We start from the raw sequence: 18461 nt of genomic DNA on the forward strand, positions 1-18461 counted from the left end.
ACCGCGGCGCGAAGCAAACATTTCCGAGCGGGCCCCAGAGCAGGGCACCCAGCCGGAATGACGCAGTACCTGTAGGGCCGGGCCATGCTCGGCAGGGGCATTATCGGTAGAGCCCTTGCCGAGCATGGCTCGGCACTACGGACATCCGGTTTTATTCCGCTTCCGGCGCGACGTAACCCGCAGGCTTTTCCGCGCCACCAGAGAACAGGAACTTCACCAGCTCTTCCTCAAGGAAGGCGCGGTGCTTGGGGTCGCGCGGCGATAGGCGGTTCTCGTTGATCAGCATGGTCTGGTGTGCCAACCACGTGGCCCAAGCCGGCTTGCCGATATTGGCGAAGATGCGCTGCCCCAGTTCGCCGGGGTAGGGCACGAAATCCAGACCCTCGGTTTCGCGTTGTTCGTATTGGCAGAAGACGGAGCGGGGCATGGTGTAGTCCTGTCGAATCAGTGCGCCGGATGACGTTCCAGCAGTTTGCGGATGGGTGCGGGCAGGCCGAGTGTGGCCAGTTCGTCACGCGCTACCCAGCGTAGATCGGCATTGTCACCGACCTTGGATGTGAGTGCGACCTTGCGCAGGTGCAGTGGCTGCAGATGCAGGCGGTAATGGCTGAAGGTATGCACGATCAGCGGCAGCTCGTTGGCGTTGTCGTAGTTGCCTTTGATGCTGGCAGCGAACCACTCGCGTAGCGCGCTGTCAGTATCGGCCTGCGGCAGCGTCCACAGCGAGGCCCAGATGCCGGTTGGTGGGCGCTTGAGTAGCAGGATGCGGCCGTCGACATCTTCCAGCAGCAGGGCGCTGGCTTCGCGCTCCGGCAGCACTTTGCTGGGCTTCGGAGTTGGCAGTGAATCAACCAGACCCTGCGCATGTGCGACACAACTGCTCTGCAGCGGACACAGGATGCAGGCTGGCTTTGCCCGCGTGCACAGGGTTGCGCCGAAATCCATCTGCGCCTGGGTGTAGTCGGCCATGCGACCGTTCGGCACCTGCGCGACGTGTGTTTCGGCCTGCGCCCAGAGCTGTTTTTCGATAGCCGGCAAGCCGGGGAAGCCAACGATGCCGTGGTAGCGAGTCAGTACACGTTTGACGTTGCCATCAAGGATCGCGAACGGGTCGTTCCAGGCCTGGCTGAGGATTGCACCGGCGGTGCTGCGGCCGATGCCGGGCAGGGCGAGCAGGGCGTCGAAATCACGTGGCAACTCACTACCGTGCAGCTCGACGCATTGTTTGGCGGCGGCATGCAGGTTGCGGGCGCGGGCGTAGTAGCCCAGGCCTGCCCAGTGCGCCATCAGCGTGTCGTTGTCGGTAGCTGCCAGATCGCGCAGCGTTGGGAACGACTGCACGAAGCGCTGGAAATATGGCGTCGCGGTGGCGACCTGGGTCTGCTGCAGCATGATTTCCGACAGCCACACCCGATACGGCGAACGCGGATGCTGCCAGGGCAGATCGTGGCGGCCGTGCTGGTCGAACCAGGTGAGGAGTTGGCTGGGGAAGTTGGGCATTTGCTCGCAGGCGATGGCTGGCGATTGCGCGTTTCCCTTCTCCCGCTTGCGGGAGAAGGTGCCCCGAAGGGGCGGATGAGGGGGGGGGATTCCGCTCGTAGAGCTTCCCCTCACCCCAACCCCTCTCCCGTAAACGGGAGAGGGGCCAGCAGATCAGTTGCTGCCCAGCGCCTGCGGCAGCAGCGCGTCAACGAAGGCTTCAGCATCAAACACGCGCAGATCTTCCGGGCGTTCACCGATACCGGCGAAACGAATCGGAATGCCGAACTCGCGCGCCAGTGCGAATACCACGCCGCCCTTGGCGGTACCGTCCAGCTTGGTCACGACCAGGCCGGTGACACCGGCTGCAGCATGGAACTGGCGCAGCTGCGACAGCGCGTTCTGGCCGGTGGTGCCGTCGATCACCATCAGCACTTCGTGCGGTGCGGATTCATCGATCTTGCCAAGTACGCGGCGGATCTTGCTCAGCTCGTTCATCAGACCGGTCTGGGTGTGCAGGCGGCCAGCGGTGTCGGCGATCAGCACGCTGGTGCCACGCGCCTTGCCGGCCTGCAATGCGTCGAATGCGACCGAGGCGGCATCTGCATTCTGCCCTTGAGCGACCACGGCCACGCCATTGCGTTCGCCCCAGATCTGCAGCTGGGCGACGGCGGCGGCACGGAAGGTGTCGCCAGCGGCCAGCATCAGGCTATGGCCCTGATCCTTGAAGCGCTTGGCCAGCTTGCCGATGGTGGTGGTCTTGCCGACACCGTTGACGCCGACGGTGAGGATCACGAATGGTTTTGCATTGGTGTCGATGACCAGCGGCTTGGCGACCGGCTCCAGCATCGCGATCAGGTCGGCGCGGAGTGCAGCCAACAGGGCATTGGCATCGGCGAACTCGCGCGATTTCATGCGCTTGCGCAGGTCTTCGACCAGCACCATGGTCGCCGGCATGCCGACGTCGGCTGTGATCAGTGCGGTCTCAATTTCGTCGAGCAGGTCGTCATCGAGCTTGGGGTTGCGCGAGAACAGGCCACCGAAGCTGCGCGCGAAGCTGCTGTTGCGCAGACGATCACGCCAGCCGAGCTTGCCGGCCGGTGCTGCGGGAGCTGCGTCGACGGGAATCAGTGCTGCGTCTGAATCTGGGGCGCTTGGGGTGATGGCTTCGGCTACGGCCGGGGCGGAAGCAGCAACAGGAGCAGCAACAGGAGCAGCAACAGGAGCAGCAACAGGAGCAGGTTCCACTGCCTGCGGAGCGATCTCGGCGACTGCAGGGGAGGCGGCTTCGATAGCAGCCGGGGTTTCGGCCTGGGCTGCAACAGGCGCTGCTTCAACTACGACAGCTTGTTCCACAACCGGCGCGGGCGTTACTGCGACCTCGGTTGCTGGTGCTACAGGCGCTGCTACAGCGACAGGAGCTTCGACCGGCACTTGCGCGGTTTCAGTCTGAATGGGTTCTGCTGGCAGCGGCGCTTGCGCCGACGGTGCCTGCGGGAAGGCGGCGGCCAGTTCCTCAACGCTCAGCGTAGACGGCTTTGCGGGCTGTTGGGCGTCGTCGGTCTTTTTGCGGCGAAAGAAGCTGAACATGGAGGAAAAAGGCCTGAAATCAGTTGTCTATGTTACCACCGGCGGTCAGGTGGCCGGCGTTGCAGGCAGCACGATGGCAGTTGATTGAAGCCCCTCTCCCGTTTACGGGAGAGGGGTTGGGGTGAGGGCAGCTTCTGGGGCTTTACCAGTAAGGCCTCTGCCGAGCATGGCTCGGCACTACGGGCATTGTGGGGAAAGCTCCTGCCGAGCATGGCTCGGCACTACACTCAGGCCGACAGTTCCAACAGCAGCTTGTTCAAGCGGCGCACATAACCCGCCGGGTCCTTCAGGCTATCGCCAGCGGCCAATGCCGCCTGGTCGAACAGCACATGGGCAAGGTCGTTGAAACGGTCCATATCGGCCTCCGCGTCCAGCTTCTCGATCAGCGGGTGGGCCGGGTTGAACTCGAACACCGGCTTGCTGTCCGGCACCTTCTGGCCGCTGGCTTCCAGGATCTGGCGCATCTGCAGGCCCAGATCCTGCTCGCCGATGGCCAGGATGGCCGGCGAGTCAGTCAAGCGGTGCGAGACGCGCACTTCGGCAACTTCTTCGCCCAGTACGGTCTTCAGGCGCGCGGCCAGGCCTTCCTTGGTCTTGGCGACTTCTTCCTGTGCCTTCTTGTCTTCCTCGGTCTCAAGCTTGCCCAGGTCGAGATCGCCGCGGGCGATGTCAGCGAAGGATTTGCCGTCGAACTCGGTGAGGTAGCTCATCAGCCACTCATCGATGCGATCGGTCATCAGCAGCACTTCAATGCCCTTCTTGCGGAACACCTCAAGATGCGGGCTGTCCTTGACCTGCTGGAAGCTTTCGCCGGTCAGGTAATAGATCTTGTCCTGGCCTTCGATCATGCGACCGACGTAATCGGCCAAGGCAACGCTTTGCTCGCCGCTGCCGTCATGGGTGGAGGCGAAGCGCAGCAAACCGGCGACTTTCTCGCGGTTGCCATAGTCCTCGGCCGGGCCTTCCTTCAGCACCTGGCCGAAGTTCTTCCAGAAGCCTGCATATTCTTCCGGCTTGTCCTTGGCCAGCTTCTCCAGCATGTCCAGCGAACGCTTGGTCAGTGCCGACTTCATCGAGTCGATCACCGGGCCGGACTGCAGGATTTCGCGCGACACGTTCAACGGCAGGTCGTTGGAATCGACCACGCCCTTGATGAAGCGCAGGTACAGCGGCAGGAACTGCTCGGCCTGGTCCATGATGAAAACGCGCTGCACATAGAGCTTGAGGCCCTTGGGCGCGTCACGGTGGTACAGGTCGTACGGTGCGCGGCCCGGCGTATACAGCAGCGAGGTGTACTCGAGCTTGCCTTCGACCTTGTTATGGGTCCAGGCCAGCGGATCGGTCGGATCGTGGGCGATGTGCTTGTAGAACTCGGTGTATTCCTCGTCCTTGATCTCGGACTTGGGGCGGGTCCACAGCGCGTTGGCGCGGTTGACGGTCTCCCACTCTGGCGTGGCCGGCTTGTCGGCATCCTCGCCGTGGTGCTCTTTCTGCAGCTCGATCGGCAGGCCGATATGGTCGGAGTACTTCTTGATCAGGCTGCGCAGCTGCCAGCCGTCGGTGTAGCTGTCTTCGCCTTCCTTCAGGTGCAGCACGATCCGGGTGCCGCGCTCGGGCTTGTCGATGGTCTCAACCTCGAACTCGCCTTCGCCCTTGGACGACCAATGCACGCCTTCGTTGGCTGGCAGGCCGGCGCGACGGCTGTACACATCAACCTGGTCGGCAACGATGAAGGCTGAATAGAAGCCCACGCCAAACTGGCCGATCAGGTTGGAGTCTTTCTTCTGGTCGCCGGACAGGTTCTTCAGGAACTCTGCGGTGCCGGACTTGGCGATGGTGCCGAGGTGGGCGATGGCTTCATCGCGGCTCAGGCCGATGCCGTTGTCGTCGATGGTAAGGGTGCGCGCGACCGGGTCGGCCTCGATGCGGATGCGCAGCGGCGCGCCGCCTTCGAGCAGTTCGGGCTGGGTCAGCGCTTCGAAGCGCAGCTTGTCGGCGGCGTCGGCGGCATTGGACACCAGCTCGCGCAGGAAGATTTCCTTGTTCGAGTACAGCGAGTGGATCATCAGGTGCAGCAGCTGCTTCACCTCGGTCTGGAAACCGCGGGTTTCCTTGTGATTCGGGTTGCTCATCGGTCGGGGTGCTCCGTTGCTGATGGATCGCGCAGCTGCGCGGTGGCTGCAGCATGGGTAAGGGTGAATGGGCCGATTTCAAGGTGGGCGCAGCCGGGGCGGGTGCTGGTCTATCATCTGCAGCACTTGGATCTGTTGGATGTAGGCCGCCGATGTATTTGATTTGCCACGTTTTGTCATTGGCTTTGCCGGTGCGGGCCGGATGAGCCCGATCCGCGGCAAGGCGCCCTCCGCCAGTGGGCAGGTGCGCATCGTCGGTGGACGCTGGCGCAATACCCGTCTGCAGGTTCCTGAATTGCCGGGCCTGCGGCCGACCAGCGACCGGGTGCGCGAAACCCTGTTCAACTGGTTGATGCCCAAGCTGCCTGGCGCGCGGGTCCTGGATCTGTTTGCCGGCAGCGGTGCGCTTGGGCTGGAAGCGGTGTCGCGCGGTGCGGTGTCGGCACAACTGGTGGAGCGCGATCCGCAGTTGGTGGCTGCTCTGCGCGGCGTGGTCGGGAAGCTGGGGGCAGCGGCACAGGTTGAGGTGATTGCCGGCGATGCCCTGCAATGGCTGGGCAGTGCGTCGCCCGCACGGGCCGATCTGGTGTTTCTGGACCCTCCCTTCGCTGCCGGTTTGTGGGAACAGGTGATCGAACGCCTGCCCCGGCACCTGGCTGAAGATGCCTGGCTGTATGTGGAAGCGCCGGTGGACGCGGCGCTGCAGCTGCCGGCGGAATGGCAGCTACGCCGAGAGGGCAGCACCCGCGAGGTGGCCTATGCCCTCTATCGGCGAGCCGCTGCTACACTTCGCGGCGACATGAACGCGACCGAACCCGCATGACCTCAGCCAATCGCCGCATCGCCGTATACCCGGGCACTTTCGACCCGATAACCAACGGTCATATCGACCTGGTGAACCGTGCCGCGCCGTTGTTCGAGAAGGTGGTGGTTGGCGTGGCGCAAAGCCCGGCCAAGGGCCCGACGCTGCCGCTCGAACTGCGCGTAGCCTTGGCGGTGGAAGCACTCCAACACCACGACAACGTGGAAGTAGTTGGCTTCGACACCTTGCTGGCCCACTTCGTGCGCTCCGTGCACGGCGGGGTGCTACTGCGCGGCCTGCGCGCGGTGTCTGATTTTGAATACGAATTCCAGATGGCGAGCATGAACCGGCATCTGATTCCGGAGGTGGAGACGCTGTTCCTCACCCCCTCCGAGCAGCACAGCTTCATTTCCTCCTCGCTGGTGCGTGAAATCGCCCGGTTGGGTGGGGATGTCTCCGGCTTCGTGCCGGCCACTGTGCTTGAAGCGTTGCGCAAGGCCCGCGAAGCGCGCGGGCAGTAAATTTTTTCAGTAACACCACTTTTCAACGGGAGAACGATCATGAAGAACACGATGCGCGTGCTGCTTGCCGCCTCGATGGTGCTGGCTGTAACCGCCTGCAAGAAAGAAGAAGCGCCGGTAGTCGAAGCGCAGCAGGCGCTGGTCGCCCCGGCCAAGGATGACGATGCAGGTTGGAAGAAGTACCTGCAGGCGGTCGCCGTGCAGAACATGGGCAACATCACCGCCAGCCCGTTCCTGTACTACCTGCCGCCGGAATCGGATCCGGAATTTGCTGCCAAGTACGACCGTCAGGCTGAGAGCGCTACCGGCGCCGTAGGCCGTGGCATCCAGCCGGGCAACATGCTGGCTTTCGGTTCGTCGGCTTCGGCCAAGATGGCTGACCTGATCGAGACCAGCTTCAAGGACGTGCAGGCTGATTCGATGAAGGGTGTGCGCGTGGTGTTCATCGGCGACGCCGCTGACAACGCCCGCGTGCAGACCATCGTCAAGCCGACCGGCGCCGACTACGTCTTCGTCGAAGCCAAGTGACGCACTGGCGCGGGGCCGCGTAGCGACCCTGCCTTTGCCAGTGCGTCATCCCCGCGAAGGCGGGGATCGCTCTTGCTTCTGCTCTAGCCCTGGCTTCTGCTCTGGCTCTGGATGTAGCTCCGCTCCAGCTGGCGCGGGGCCGCGTAGCGACCCCGCCTTTGCCAGTGCGTCATCCCCGCGAAGGCGGGGATCGCTCTTGCTTCTGCTCTAGCTCTTGCTTCTGCTCTGGCTCTGGATGTAGCCCCGCTCCAGCTGGCGCGGGGTCGCGTAGCGACCCCGCCTTTGCCAGTGCGTCATCCCCGCGAAGACGGGAGTCGCCCTTGTTCTGCTCTTGGCCTCAGCGTTGGCTGTAGTTCTGCTCTGGCATTGCGTGACCCCTGTCAACAACGCGCAATTCAGCCAAATCCAGCCGCCACCAAAGCCAGCACCCACATGCGCGGAACGCTGTGGAAGCAGTGGTCTAGACCCCGCCAAAACGAGTATCCGGTAAGCTTGCTGTCGGCACTGCCCTTGGCAGGCCATGAACAGCAGGACCGACGAACCGGCAGGCGCCGGTTGCAAGCCCCGCTCCGACGGGAATACCGCAACAATGTCTTTGAAAATCAATGAGCTCTGCGTCAACTGCGACGTCTGTGAGCCGGCCTGTCCCAACCAGGCCATCGCAATGGGCGAGACGATCTATGTGATCGATCCGGCCCGTTGTACCGAATGTGTCGGTCATTTCGATGAGCCGCAATGCGTGGTGGTGTGCCCGGTCGAATGCATCGACCCGGACCCGGAAATCGTCGAAACCGAAGATCAGCTGCTGGCCAAACTGGCCGGTCTGCAACGCGATCACCCTGAGTTTTACCAATCGGAGAATCCAACGGCATGAAACTCGTTGCCCGTTCCCTGCTGCTGTTCGCACTGGTGTTGTCACCGGTTGCGTGGGCAGCCGATACCGCACCGGCCCGCGCTGCACACCCCGATGGCGCGGCAATTGCCAGCGGCCATTCGCTGGCGACCCAGGCCGGTATGGAAATCCTTGGCAAGGGCGGTAACGCGTTCGATGCCGCGGTGGCCGTGTCCTCCACCCTGGCCGTGGTCGAGCCGATCAGCTCGGGCCTGGGCGGCGGCGGGTTCTTCCTGCTGCATGACGCAAAGACCGGCAAGGACGTGATGCTGGATGCGCGCGAAACCTCGCCTGAGTCCGCCACGCCCGAGCAGTTCCTGGACAAGAACGGCAAGCTGGACCGTGACCGTTCGGTCAATGGCCCGTGGTCGGCCGGCATCCCCGGCCTGCCGGCGGCGCTGGTGAAGCTGGCGCGTGAGCATGGCAAGTTGCCGCTGAGCGATTCGCTGGCGCCAGCCATCCGCGTCGCCACCGATGGCTTCCCGGTGTATGCACGCATGGCCCGTGGTTACGCCACTCGCCGCGAAGTGATGGACCGTTACCCGGGTACCCGCGAGGTCTACCTGCGCAATGGCAAGCCGATTGCCGAGGGCGATATCTTCAAGCAGCCGGAGCTGGCGCATACGTTGCAGCTGCTGGCGACCAATGGCTTTGATGGTTTCTATCGCGGCGAGACCGGGCGCAAGTTGCTGGCCGGCGTGAAGCAGGCCGGCGGCCGCTGGACCGCCGAGGAACTGGCCGGCTATACGGTCAAGACCCGTGAGCCGATCGTGTTCAACTACCGAGGCTGGAAGATCACCACCGCCTCGCCGCCGTCCTCCGGTGGCATCGCGTTGGCCTCGATGCTGCAGATCCTGGAGCCCTGGGATCTGAACAAGATGGATCAGGCACACAGCACCCATCTGGTGGTGGAAGCGATGCGTCGTGCCTATCGCGACCGGACCTTCTTCCTTGGCGATCCCGACTTCGTCGATATCCCGCAGAAGGTGCTGACCAGCCGCGACTACGCGCAAGGTCTGCGTGCCACCATCCATCCGGAAAAGGCCACGCCCAGCGATCTGCTGTCGGGCAACCCGACGCCGCTGGAAGATGACGAGACCACCCATTTCTCGATCATCGACAGTGAAGGCAATCGCGTTGGCGGTACCCAGACGGTAAACCTGCTGTACGGCTCGGGTCTGATCCCGGCCGGCACCGGCGTGCTGCTGAACAACGAAATGGACGACTTCGCGTTGAAGCCGGGCACGCCCAACGCCTTCGGCGTGATGGGCTACGCGGCCAACGCGCCGGCCAAGGGCAAGCGCATGCTCAGCTCGATGACGCCGACCTTCATGGAGAACGACGACAAGGTCGTGGTGATTGGCACGCCGGGTGGCAGCCGCATCATCACCATGGTCCTGCTTGGCATCCTCGGCTATGACGCCGGTCTGGACGCACAGCAGGTAGCCGCCTTGCCGCGCTATCACCACCAGTGGTTGCCGGATGAGATTTCAGCGGAAACCGGTGCGTTCTCGCCGGAAGTTGCCAAGCAGTTGCAGGCGATGGGCCACAAGGTTGAACTGCCGGGCGACTCGGCCGAAGGCGGCCGCGGTTCCAGCCACGTATGGGGCAACCTGCAGACGGTGGAGTGGGATCGACGCAGCAATGTACTTAGTGGCGGCAGTGACCCGCGTAACCCGGTAGGTAGTGCCGAGGTTCGCAAGTCAGGAAAGGTTGACTGAGGAGAACAGGAAACCCCGCTTCGGCGGGGTTTTTGTTTGATTTTTGATCCGTGCCGTCATTCCCGCGCAGGCGGGAATCGCACCTGCTTTTTGCCTTATGTTCTTCGCTCCATTTCCTGCTCGGTCTACTGCATCGTGTAGGCAGTGGCGAGAGCAAGAGTAGAGCGATTCCCGCCTGCGCGGGAATGACGGCATAGGAGCAGAAGCCGATCCAAAGTCAGGCCTCGTCAGCAACCATCCTTCCAATAGGTGCACGCAACACTGCGCTCCCCATCTGTGCCAGCCCGTCAAATATCCGCCACCAGATCCTTGCGAATATTTAACGCGCAGCGGGTAGAATTTTTCATATGAAACTATGGTCGATTCGCGGTAACTCGCAAAAACTCGATGGCGGCGCAATGTTCGGCAACGCACCCAAGGCGTTGTGGGAGCGGTGGGCACCGGCCGATGAATCCAATCGGATTGAATTGGCATGCCGCGCCTTGCTCGCCAGCCCGCTGGGCGGCAAGACCGTGCTGTTCGAAACCGGCATCGGTGCGTTCTTCGAGCCCAAGCTGCGCGAGCGCTATGGTGTGCAGGAACCGCGTCATGTGTTGATCGACTCACTGCGTGAAGCAGGCTTCGAGCATGAAGACATCGACGTGGTCGTGCTCAGTCACCTGCATTTCGATCACGCAGGCGGTTTGCTGGCGCCGTGGTCGGAAGGTCGCGAGCCAGAGCTGTTGTTCCCCAACGCGACCTTCGTGATTGGTGCCGAGCACTGGGAACGAGCCAAGCATCCGCATCCGCGTGATCGGGCCAGTTTCATTCCTGAGTTGACTGGATTGCTGGAAGCCAGTGGGCGCCTTGAAATCGTCAGCGGCGCGTATTCGAAAGTATTGGGCGAGTCGGTGCGTTTCAGCTTCAGCGACGGCCATACGCCGGGATTGATGTTGGCCGAGATCGTCGGCCCCGAGCGGGTCAACGGGCAGCCGCGTGGCGGCGTGGTGTTCTGCGCGGATCTGATTCCCGGCCGCTCCTGGGTGCACGTGCCGATCACCATGGGTTACGACCGCAACGCCGAATTGTTGATCGACGAGAAGCGGGCATTTCTGGAGGACAAGCTGGCGCGCAACGTGCACCTGTTTTTCACCCATGACCCGCAGTGCGCTATGGCGCAGGTGGTACGTGATGAGAAGGGGCGCTTTGCCACCGCACATGAAGTGGGCGAATTGAAGGCGCGTTCGCTGGCTGCCTGAGCTTTCCAGGTAATATGTGACGCGAGCGAAAAGAGCGGAACCCACGGGTTCCGCTCTTTTTTGTTGCCTGCCGATGGCGCTCAGTGGGTGCGCAGGCAACTGCTCATGAAGGTCTTGCGGGCATCGCCGGCAAGATGTTTGCTTGCGGCGTCGGTGTTGCAAGTGGCCATGCGCTGCTGCGGGGTGACTGCCGCGGTTGCGGTGTGTGCTGCAGGCATCGGCGTCGGCGTCGGCGTCGGCTTCGCTGCAGCCGACGAAGGCATTGCCATGGCCGGGTGCGCGGCCATTGCAGGCGTTGCGGCTGCAGCCGGAGTGGCATGGCTGCTGAGGCAGCTGCGTTGCGCCTGCTTGTAGGCGTCGCCCTTCATGCCCTTGTTCTTGGCCGAACAATCGGCCATGCGTTGTTGTTGCGGGGTGCGCGTAGCGGTTGGTGCAGCGCTTGCAGCGAGGGGAAGTGCGGTGGCCAACAGCAGGCAGGCGAGCAGGATGGGGCGGTACATGGTGTGGCTCCTTCGCGGGTGGTGGGGCGAGCATCCGCCTGCAGGGGAGTAAATATTCGTCAACCACGGATGAAACTTTTTTAATCGTTGCAGCGGGCCAGGGATGCGCTTGCCGATGGCTCGAGTGCTGACCTTCGCCCCTGCAGAAACTGACTTCCGGCACTGAATCGGGCCGTTTTCAGCGGCGACAGTAGTCGCATCACGTTATGGATGAGATATCGCCTTGAAACGACCTTCTTTACTACGTCGTGCCATGTTGGCCTGCGTCATGTCGCTGGCACCGGTGATGGCAGCGGTTGCCGCTCCGACCGAAGTAGTCGCGCTGCAGGCGCGCCCTGATCGCGCCACCACAATGGCGATATGGAAACCTGCACAGGTGCACGGGGTGGTGCTGTTTTCCTCGGGGCATGGTGCCTGGCCGGAGCGCTACGAACCTCTGGTGCAATCCTGGTCGGATGCAGGTTTCGTGGTCCTGGCGCCCCTGCACGTGGATTCGGTGAAGTATCCGGGGCGGGAAAAGTTCTCGCTGCAACAGGGCTTGGGCGAACGCTTGGCCGACATGCGCGCGGCCAGTGCTTATGCGGGCGCACATTGGCCGGGGGTGCCGGTGGCTGCGGCGGGACACAGCCTGGGGACCTTGATCTCGACCGCGCTCGGCGGCGCGCTGTCGCAGCTGGGGCCGTTGCGCGACCCGTCGGTGGTTGCGGTGCTGGGTTACTCGTCACCGGGCAGGATTCCGGGCCTGATCGGGCCGAAGTCGTATGCATCGCTGGCGGTGCCGCTGCTGCTTGTTACTGGCGACGAGGACCTGGTGTCGGGCTTCGTTGTGGATCCAATCGATCACCTCTACGCGGTCGAAACCGCGCCGGTGGGTGGCAAGACCGCGGTGGTGCTTGCCGGTGGCGATCACAACTTGATCGGTGGAGAGCCGAAGCAACTGTTCGAAAGAGCCCAGCAACTGGGTACCGCGTTTCTGCAGGCTGAGTTGCTTGAAAGCGAACCGGCGCGCGGGGTATTGGCCGCTCCGCCGGCTGCGGGTGAGCACTGGCTGCGGCGATAAAGCTGGCGTGGCTGCCGGCAGATGCCAGCAGCCACGTGATGTGCGGACTGGCTTCAACCAACCCGGGTGCCGAAGATGCGGTCGCCGGCATCGCCCAGGCCCGGCAGGATGTAACCTTTCTCGTTGAGCCGCTCGTCGATGGCGGCGGTGTAGATCTCAACGTCCGGATGCACGGCTTCCAGTGCCTTCAGACCCTCCGGTGCGGCGACCAGGAAGATGCCCTTGATGCGGCGCGCGCCGGCCCGCTTGAGCATGTCGATGGTGGCGATCAAGGTGCCGCCGGTGGCGAGCATCGGGTCCAGGATCAGCGCGTCGCGTTCTTCCAGACGACCGGTCAGGCGCTCGAAGTAGGGCACGGGCTGCAGGGTCTCCTCGTCGCGCTGCAGGCCAACCACGCTTACGCGGGCAGCCGGAATCAGCGACAGCACGCCGGTGAGCATGCCCAGACCCGCGCGCAGGATCGGCACCACGGTGATCTTGGCACCGGCAATGCGCTGCACCTGCACCGGGCCAGCCCAGCCAGGCATGGTGTGGCTTTCGGTCTCGAGATTTGCGGTGGCCTCATAGGCCAGCAGGGTTCCCAGCTCATTGACCACCTCGCGGAAATCCTTGGTGCTCATCGATGCATCGCGGAGCAGGCCGATCTTGTGTTGGACCAGGGGGTGGCGGACTTCGACGATTTTCATGGGAGTGATCGAGCAGGAGGAGAGCCACCATTTTAGCGCCTCTGCGCTCATGCCTTCGTAACGGCAGGCCGGCCGGGCGCGAGTCGCCAGATAGAGCGAGGCAGCCCGACCGGCGCGGCAAGAAACGTGCGCGCAGACGCGGCTCCGGATCCGGTGGTTGTGCGCCCGCCTCAAACGCTCATACGTGACGCCAGTGCTGGGTGACTTGTGGGGTGGTTTCCAGAGATGATGTTCGCAGCCCGCGTCGGGCTGAAAGTGCGACACAGGGGGGAGCATGCGCTTGCGTGATGAGGTGTTGGTCTGGACGGGCTTGTTGCTGTTCACGTCGTGGGCCGCGGACGCGACTGCCGTGCCAGTGCTGCCGCCGCTGGAGCAGGAGATCGTGAATCCCAGTGAGGTGATATTTCGCAGCGGTGTGCCTTATATCGATCTGGGGCGTGGCCAGCTGGAGGCGCTGCGCACGCGTCGACAGAACGGGCAGCTGATGTACTACCGATTGGTTCGCTACGATGCCGAATTCGGTTACCTCAAAGAACCGGAACCTGAAGTGGAGTTGGGTCCGGAAGTGGAGGTTGCTTCCATCTCTGGTTCGCGCGCCTTGCCTTTGTCTCTTGCGGGAGCCACTCATCACATCGAAAGCCGGATCAAAGGGAATTTCGAGGGATGGACCGGGAAAACCCTGTTCCAGCTGCAGAACGGGGAGATCTGGCAACAGACTGATGGGCGCGTACGGAAAACAACAGCTTATTCGCCACGAGTGACGTTGATGCGGCGGGGCTTCGACTATGAGATGCAGGTTGACGGAGTGTCCGGCACGATCATGGTACGGAGGCGTTGATGCGTTTCATGACGGCGGGGGATCATACATGTGCGTGATGAAACGTATGGCTGGCGTAGCGTTGCTGCTGCCAAGCGTCGCTTGGGGCGGGGATTGCCATGTGGCTAACGTGGTAGGGCCCGAGCGGCTGGAGGGGCGCGCTGGAGAGATCATCATCTTGTCCGATCGCAGCATGTGGGAGGTGAGCTCCGGCCCTGGATACATGAGTAGACGGCGGGGGGAGGTAATCGTGTGCCCGACGAGCAATGAAATCGGAGTTGGTGCAGAGGTGTTGCGGGTGCAGCGTATCGAGCGCTCCCTTTCTGCGTGGATGGAAAGTTCAAACAGCATCGAGTCCACGATCAAGGGCCGGTTTACGGGTTGGAGGGGGGATACCGAGTTCAGGCTGGCCAATGGTCAGCTATGGCGGCAGACACAGGGTGGTTACTCTGCTGGAGACAAGACCGATCCCAAGGTGCGGCTGATCAGAAAGGCCGACGGTGTCTACGAAGCGCGGGTAGAGGGCGTCAGCAACGCAGTGAGCGTTGTCCGGATCAGGTGATGGAGTGCTTTCAGTTGGAGAAAGGCGAAGGTTCTTGTAGGCACTCGCCGCAAATGAGCGAACAGCACTGTGGTGAGGAGCGGCGGCTCCGAGGCTGGCAGTATCGCCCATGACGCTGACGGAGCGGCTTTCTTTGACCGCGCTGTACCTGCGAAGTCACAGGCTGAAATATTCCCGCTGTGCCACTGTAACTGTCGCGTAACTGAACGGACATACCTTGCACACCCATCCTTTACACAGATTGGGGGCGGTAGTGCGCAAGAGCGTCTTGGTGGTGGCGGTGACGACCGCGGTGGCCTGTATGGCTGTCGCGCCTGCATATGCACAACAGGCCGCGGCCGATGGCACGACAACGATCGCCAGCGGTGCGGCGGCCGCCATCGATCTGGAGCGCATTGAAGTACGCGCCCAGCGCGAAGCGCAGATCCGCGCCGTTGAACTCAAGCGCGACGCCAATGGCGTGCAGGACGCGGTTGCCTCCGACTCGATGGGTGACTACCCGGACATGAACGTCGCCGAGTCGCTGCAGCGGTTGCCCGGCGTCAGCGTCACCCGCGATCAGGGCGAGGGTCGCTTCGTGGTGATCCGCGGCCTGGATGCGGCATTGAACAGCGTCAGCATTGACGGTATCGCCATCGGCACCCCGGAGGACTCCTCACGCGCAGCGCCGCTGGACGTGATTCCATCCGAGTCCACCGAGCGCCTGCGGGTGATCAAGTCGGCCACGCCGGACATGCCGGGTGATGCCATCGGCGGCGCGGTGGTGGTGGAGTCGGCATCGGCGTTCGACCGTGATGGCCGCTCCCTGAAGGGCAAGCTGGAAGGCAGCCACCAGGAGCTGTCGGGTGAAACCAGCCCGAAGGCTGCATTCAATTACAGCGAAGTGTTTGCGGATACCTTTGGTGTGGCGTTGGGCGTGAACTACCAGAAGCGAACCTTTGAATCCGACAACACTGAAGTGGAGTACGACAACTTCAAGGGCGGTGCCGATGATGATTTGGCGGCGGTCGAGATTCAGCGCCGCAAGTACACCATCGAGCGCGAGCGCACCGGTGCAAACTTGAACTTCGATTGGCGTCCGGATGACGACAATCGCTACTACCTGCGCACCTTGTACAGCCAGTTCGACGATGCGGAAACCCGCCAGCGCACGATCTTTGGCCTCGGCGACGGCGATATTGCCGCCCTTGGCGGCGGCCGCTATCAGATTGACGATCTACCAGCTGACGCCATCAGCAAGCGCATGCGTTACCGCACCAAGGAAGAGAACACCTTGGCGGTCAGCCTCGGTGGTGAGAACAAGTTGAGCGGCGCGGTATTGGACTACAAGGTGGGCTACACCAAGACCCGCGAGCGCGTGAATGATGAAATGGAAGCGCGTTTTGACTACGACGGTGGTGATATGTCGGCCACGCTCAACCAGAGCAGTGGCATTCCCGGCCTGAGCTTGAGCGACAGCGGCTGGATGGACAACGGCAACTATGCCTTTGATCGTGTGGTGCTCTCGCCCAAGCAGATCGACGACAGTGAGCGCAGCGCGCAGGTCAACATCCGTTTCGATGGCGACAAGGGCAGCTACAAGTTCGGTGTGCTGGGCCGTTGGCGCGAGCGTGATGTCAATGTGGACGAGGTCGAGCTGCGTACCGGCCCGGCGGTTGATCTGTCCAGCTGGAATGGCAAGACGCTTGATCATCGCGGCGGCAGCCTCGGTCAAGGCATGAGTTCGGCGGCAATGCGCGCCTGGTGGGCGGCCAACGGCAGCAAGTACAGTGCCAAATCCGGCGACGTCGCCGGTAACAAGATGACCTCGCTGGAAGAGGACTACATCGCCAGCGAAGACATCCTTTCGGCCTATGCCATGGGTACCTGGGACATCGGCGCGCTGCGCGTGATCGGTGGCGTACGCGTCGAGAATACCCAGTTCAATGCAACCGGCAACGACGTGGATATCGCCAGCGACGGCAAGACCGTTGTTGTTACGCCGCGTATCGCAAACAACAGCTACAGCAGTGTGCTGCCAGGTCTGCACCTGCGCTACGACACCAATAATGACTGGGTGCTGCGCGGTTCGATCAACAAGACCGTGGCGCGCCCGTCGTTCGGTGATGTCTCGCCGCGTTTGGCAGTGAACCGTGACGACAAGGAGGCGCGCATCGGCAATCCGAACCTGGACCCGTACGAGTCCACCAATCTGGATTTCTCCTTCGAGCGCTACCTGGGCGACAGTGGCATCATCTCGCTGGGCTTGTTCCACAAGTCCATCGACGGCTACATCGTGCAGGTCGAGAGCAAGACCGATCTGGAGTATCCGGGCTTTGACGTGACTCGTTCGATCAATGGCGACAAGGCCAAGGTGTTCGGCGCCGAGTTCAACTGGCAGCAGCAGTTGAGCTTCCTGCCGGGCGCTTGGGCTGGCCTGCTGGTCGGTGCCAGCGGCACCTGGCTGGATACCGATTTCGATCCGGGCATCGCTGACCGCGAGGGCGAGGACTTCAATCTGCCGCGCGCGTCCAAGAACATCTACAGCGCACATATCGGCTATGAATGGGGCAGCCTCAGCACCCGTCTGGCAGGTGTCTATCGCAGCGAGTACTTGGATACCATCGGCGACAGCCGCCCCTTTGACATCTATGTCGCGCCGCATACCCAGCTCGACTTCAGCTTCGACTACAAGATAAGCAAGAACGTGAGTCTGTATCTGGAAGCGTCCAACCTGCTGGACGAGCCGCTGGAGCTGTACCAGGGCGTGTCCTCGCGCACCCTGCAGAACGAGGAATACGGCCGTACCTACGCGATTGGCGTGAAGGTGGCACTGTGAGGGCCGCGCTTCTCGTTGCCGCCGTTGCCTTGGTGCTGAGTGCCTGTCAGCCGGCGCCGAAGTCCAGCACGCCGCCAACCGCTGCCGATCTTGCCGAGGGGGCGACCGCTGTGCCGTCCACCTTGGTGGCCGAAGCCTTCCTGACCCCGATGACGCCGGCTGACAACATCGATTCGCCGGCCAGCTGGCGCGGTGCCGATGGCCGGTTGTGGTTGATCGCCACCGCCAAGGCCACCGACAAGTTGGTGGTATACGACGGCCAGACCGGCAAGCATCTGCGTGACGTCGGCAGCACCGGCACCGCGCTGGGGCAGTTCGATCGCCCCAATGGCATTGCCGTGCAGGATGACCTGGTGTTCATCGTCGAACGTGACAACCACCGCGTGCAGGTGCTGCAGCTGCCGGACTTCAAGCCGCTTGGCGTGTTTGCCGGCAATGATCTGCGCAAGCCTTATGGTCTGTGGGTGAACCCGGTGCAGGGCGGTTATGACCTGTACGTCACCGACTCCTACGACGATGGCGAAGATGCGGCCGGCAACGACATCCTGCCGGCGCTGGAGCGTTTGAACGAGCGTGTGCGTCGCTATCACGTCACCGTTGATGGTGGCACGGTGCAGGCCAAGCTGGTGCGCAGCATCGGCGACAGCTCGCCCAAGGGCGCGCTGCGCGTGGTCGAGTCGATCTGGGGTGATCCGGCCAACGATCGCCTGCTGATCGCCGAGGAAGACGAAACCTATGCCAGCGAGTTCAAGGTCTACAACCTTGCTGGCGACTTCAGTGGCGAGACTTTCGGTCGCGGCCTGTTCAAGGCGCAGGCCGAAGGTGTGATGCTGCGTACCTGCGGCGATGGTGGTTGGTGGATCACCACCGAGCAGGGCAAGCAGCGCAGCACCTTCCATCTGTTCGACCGCAAGACGCTGGCGCCGGTGGGCTCGTTCCACGGCAACACGGTGGCCAATACCGACGGCATCTGGAACAGCCAGCAGGTGTCGGCACGTTTCCCGCAAGGTGCGCTGTATGCGGTACATGACGATCAAGGCGTGGTGGCCTTCGATTGGCGTGATATCGCCAAGGCGCTGTCGCTGCCGCAGGACTGTGGCAAGTGAGGGGGCATG

17 protein-coding genes are annotated in these 18461 nt (G+C 62.7%); 11 read left to right on the forward strand and 6 right to left on the reverse strand.

Translation table 11 applies throughout. The features are described from left to right. Positions 1-151 precede the first annotated feature (151 nt). The 4 genes from ACVOLL_RS14460 to htpG all read right to left on the reverse strand — a co-directional run bounded on the left by ACVOLL_RS14460 (position 152) and on the right by htpG (position 5201). Entirely contained in the window at positions 152-427 is a 276-nt protein-coding gene (locus tag ACVOLL_RS14460) for an oxidative damage protection protein (RefSeq protein ID WP_481513528.1), read from the reverse strand. A 17-nt stretch (positions 428-444) separates the two neighbouring features. Continuing rightward, positions 445-1500 carry an A/G-specific adenine glycosylase gene (gene mutY / locus ACVOLL_RS14465; RefSeq protein WP_481513529.1) on the reverse strand — a complete coding sequence of 352 codons (1056 nt, stop codon included), beginning with the start codon at positions 1498-1500 and terminating at the stop codon, positions 445-447. A gap of 153 nt (positions 1501-1653) precedes the next feature. Then, the gene (gene ftsY, locus ACVOLL_RS14470; RefSeq protein WP_481513530.1) at positions 1654-3069 is read right to left on the reverse strand and encodes a signal recognition particle-docking protein FtsY; all 1416 of its coding nucleotides are present in this window, start codon (positions 3067-3069) and stop codon (positions 1654-1656) included. 227 nt (positions 3070-3296) lie between these two features. Further along, the gene (gene htpG, locus ACVOLL_RS14475) at positions 3297-5201 is read right to left on the reverse strand and encodes a molecular chaperone HtpG (RefSeq protein WP_481513531.1); all 1905 of its coding nucleotides are present in this window, start codon (positions 5199-5201) and stop codon (positions 3297-3299) included. A gap of 202 nt (positions 5202-5403) precedes the next feature. Between htpG and rsmD the strand changes: the two genes are divergently transcribed. From rsmD to ACVOLL_RS14505, 6 genes are all read left to right on the forward strand, one after another. Beyond that, positions 5404-6024, forward strand: coding sequence for a 16S rRNA (guanine(966)-N(2))-methyltransferase RsmD (gene rsmD / locus ACVOLL_RS14480; protein WP_481513532.1), 621 nt, complete (start codon positions 5404-5406; stop codon positions 6022-6024). Continuing rightward, a complete protein-coding gene (coaD, locus tag ACVOLL_RS14485; protein ID WP_481513533.1) occupies positions 6021-6524 on the forward strand; it encodes a pantetheine-phosphate adenylyltransferase in 504 nt (167 codons plus the stop codon). The genes rsmD and coaD overlap by 4 nt, the downstream gene beginning before the upstream one ends. Positions 6525-6563: 39 nt before the next feature. Next, complete coding sequence (locus tag ACVOLL_RS14490) at positions 6564-7052, forward strand: hypothetical protein (RefSeq protein ID WP_481513534.1); 489 nt, start codon at positions 6564-6566, stop codon at positions 7050-7052. Positions 7053-7641: 589 nt separating this feature from the next. Continuing rightward, positions 7642-7926 carry a YfhL family 4Fe-4S dicluster ferredoxin gene (locus ACVOLL_RS14495; protein ID WP_481510864.1) on the forward strand — a complete coding sequence of 95 codons (285 nt, stop codon included), beginning with the start codon at positions 7642-7644 and terminating at the stop codon, positions 7924-7926. Continuing rightward, entirely contained in the window at positions 7923-9665 is a 1743-nt protein-coding gene (gene ggt / locus ACVOLL_RS14500) for a gamma-glutamyltransferase (protein ID WP_481513535.1), read from the forward strand. Before ACVOLL_RS14495 ends, ggt begins: the two co-directional genes overlap by 4 nt. Before the next feature lie 347 nt (positions 9666-10012). After that, the gene (locus tag ACVOLL_RS14505) at positions 10013-10903 is read left to right on the forward strand and encodes an MBL fold metallo-hydrolase (RefSeq protein ID WP_481513536.1); all 891 of its coding nucleotides are present in this window, start codon (positions 10013-10015) and stop codon (positions 10901-10903) included. An 80-nt stretch (positions 10904-10983) separates the two neighbouring features. Here the strand turns inward: ACVOLL_RS14505 and ACVOLL_RS14510 are convergent, their stop codons facing one another. After that, positions 10984-11403 carry a PsiF family protein gene (locus ACVOLL_RS14510; protein ID WP_481513537.1) on the reverse strand — a complete coding sequence of 140 codons (420 nt, stop codon included), beginning with the start codon at positions 11401-11403 and terminating at the stop codon, positions 10984-10986. A 223-nt stretch (positions 11404-11626) separates the two neighbouring features. Here ACVOLL_RS14510 and ACVOLL_RS14515 point away from each other — a divergent pair, with 223 nt between their 5' ends. After that, a complete protein-coding gene (locus ACVOLL_RS14515) occupies positions 11627-12463 on the forward strand; it encodes an alpha/beta hydrolase family protein (protein WP_481513538.1) in 837 nt (278 codons plus the stop codon). Between the two features lie 53 nt (positions 12464-12516). Here the strand turns inward: ACVOLL_RS14515 and upp are convergent, their stop codons facing one another. Further along, on the reverse strand, positions 12517-13149 hold the full coding sequence (gene upp / locus ACVOLL_RS14520; protein WP_481513539.1) for a uracil phosphoribosyltransferase: 633 nt from the start codon (positions 13147-13149) through the stop codon (positions 12517-12519). A gap of 274 nt (positions 13150-13423) precedes the next feature. Between upp and ACVOLL_RS14525 the strand changes: the two genes are divergently transcribed. From ACVOLL_RS14525 to ACVOLL_RS14540, 4 genes are all read left to right on the forward strand, one after another. After that, entirely contained in the window at positions 13424-13987 is a 564-nt protein-coding gene (locus ACVOLL_RS14525; protein ID WP_481513540.1) for a hypothetical protein, read from the forward strand. A 37-nt stretch (positions 13988-14024) separates the two neighbouring features. After that, a complete protein-coding gene (locus ACVOLL_RS14530; RefSeq protein WP_481513541.1) occupies positions 14025-14528 on the forward strand; it encodes a hypothetical protein in 504 nt (167 codons plus the stop codon). 301 nt (positions 14529-14829) lie between these two features. After that, positions 14830-17346: a TonB-dependent receptor gene (locus ACVOLL_RS14535; protein ID WP_481513582.1), complete on the forward strand. Its 2517-nt coding sequence runs from the start codon at positions 14830-14832 to the stop codon at positions 17344-17346. Further along, a complete protein-coding gene (locus ACVOLL_RS14540; protein WP_481513542.1) occupies positions 17343-18452 on the forward strand; it encodes an NHL repeat-containing protein in 1110 nt (369 codons plus the stop codon). Before ACVOLL_RS14535 ends, ACVOLL_RS14540 begins: the two co-directional genes overlap by 4 nt. Positions 18453-18461: the final 9 nt, after the last annotated feature.

The sequence above is a fragment of the Stenotrophomonas sp. STEN035 genome, from assembly GCF_056759935.1.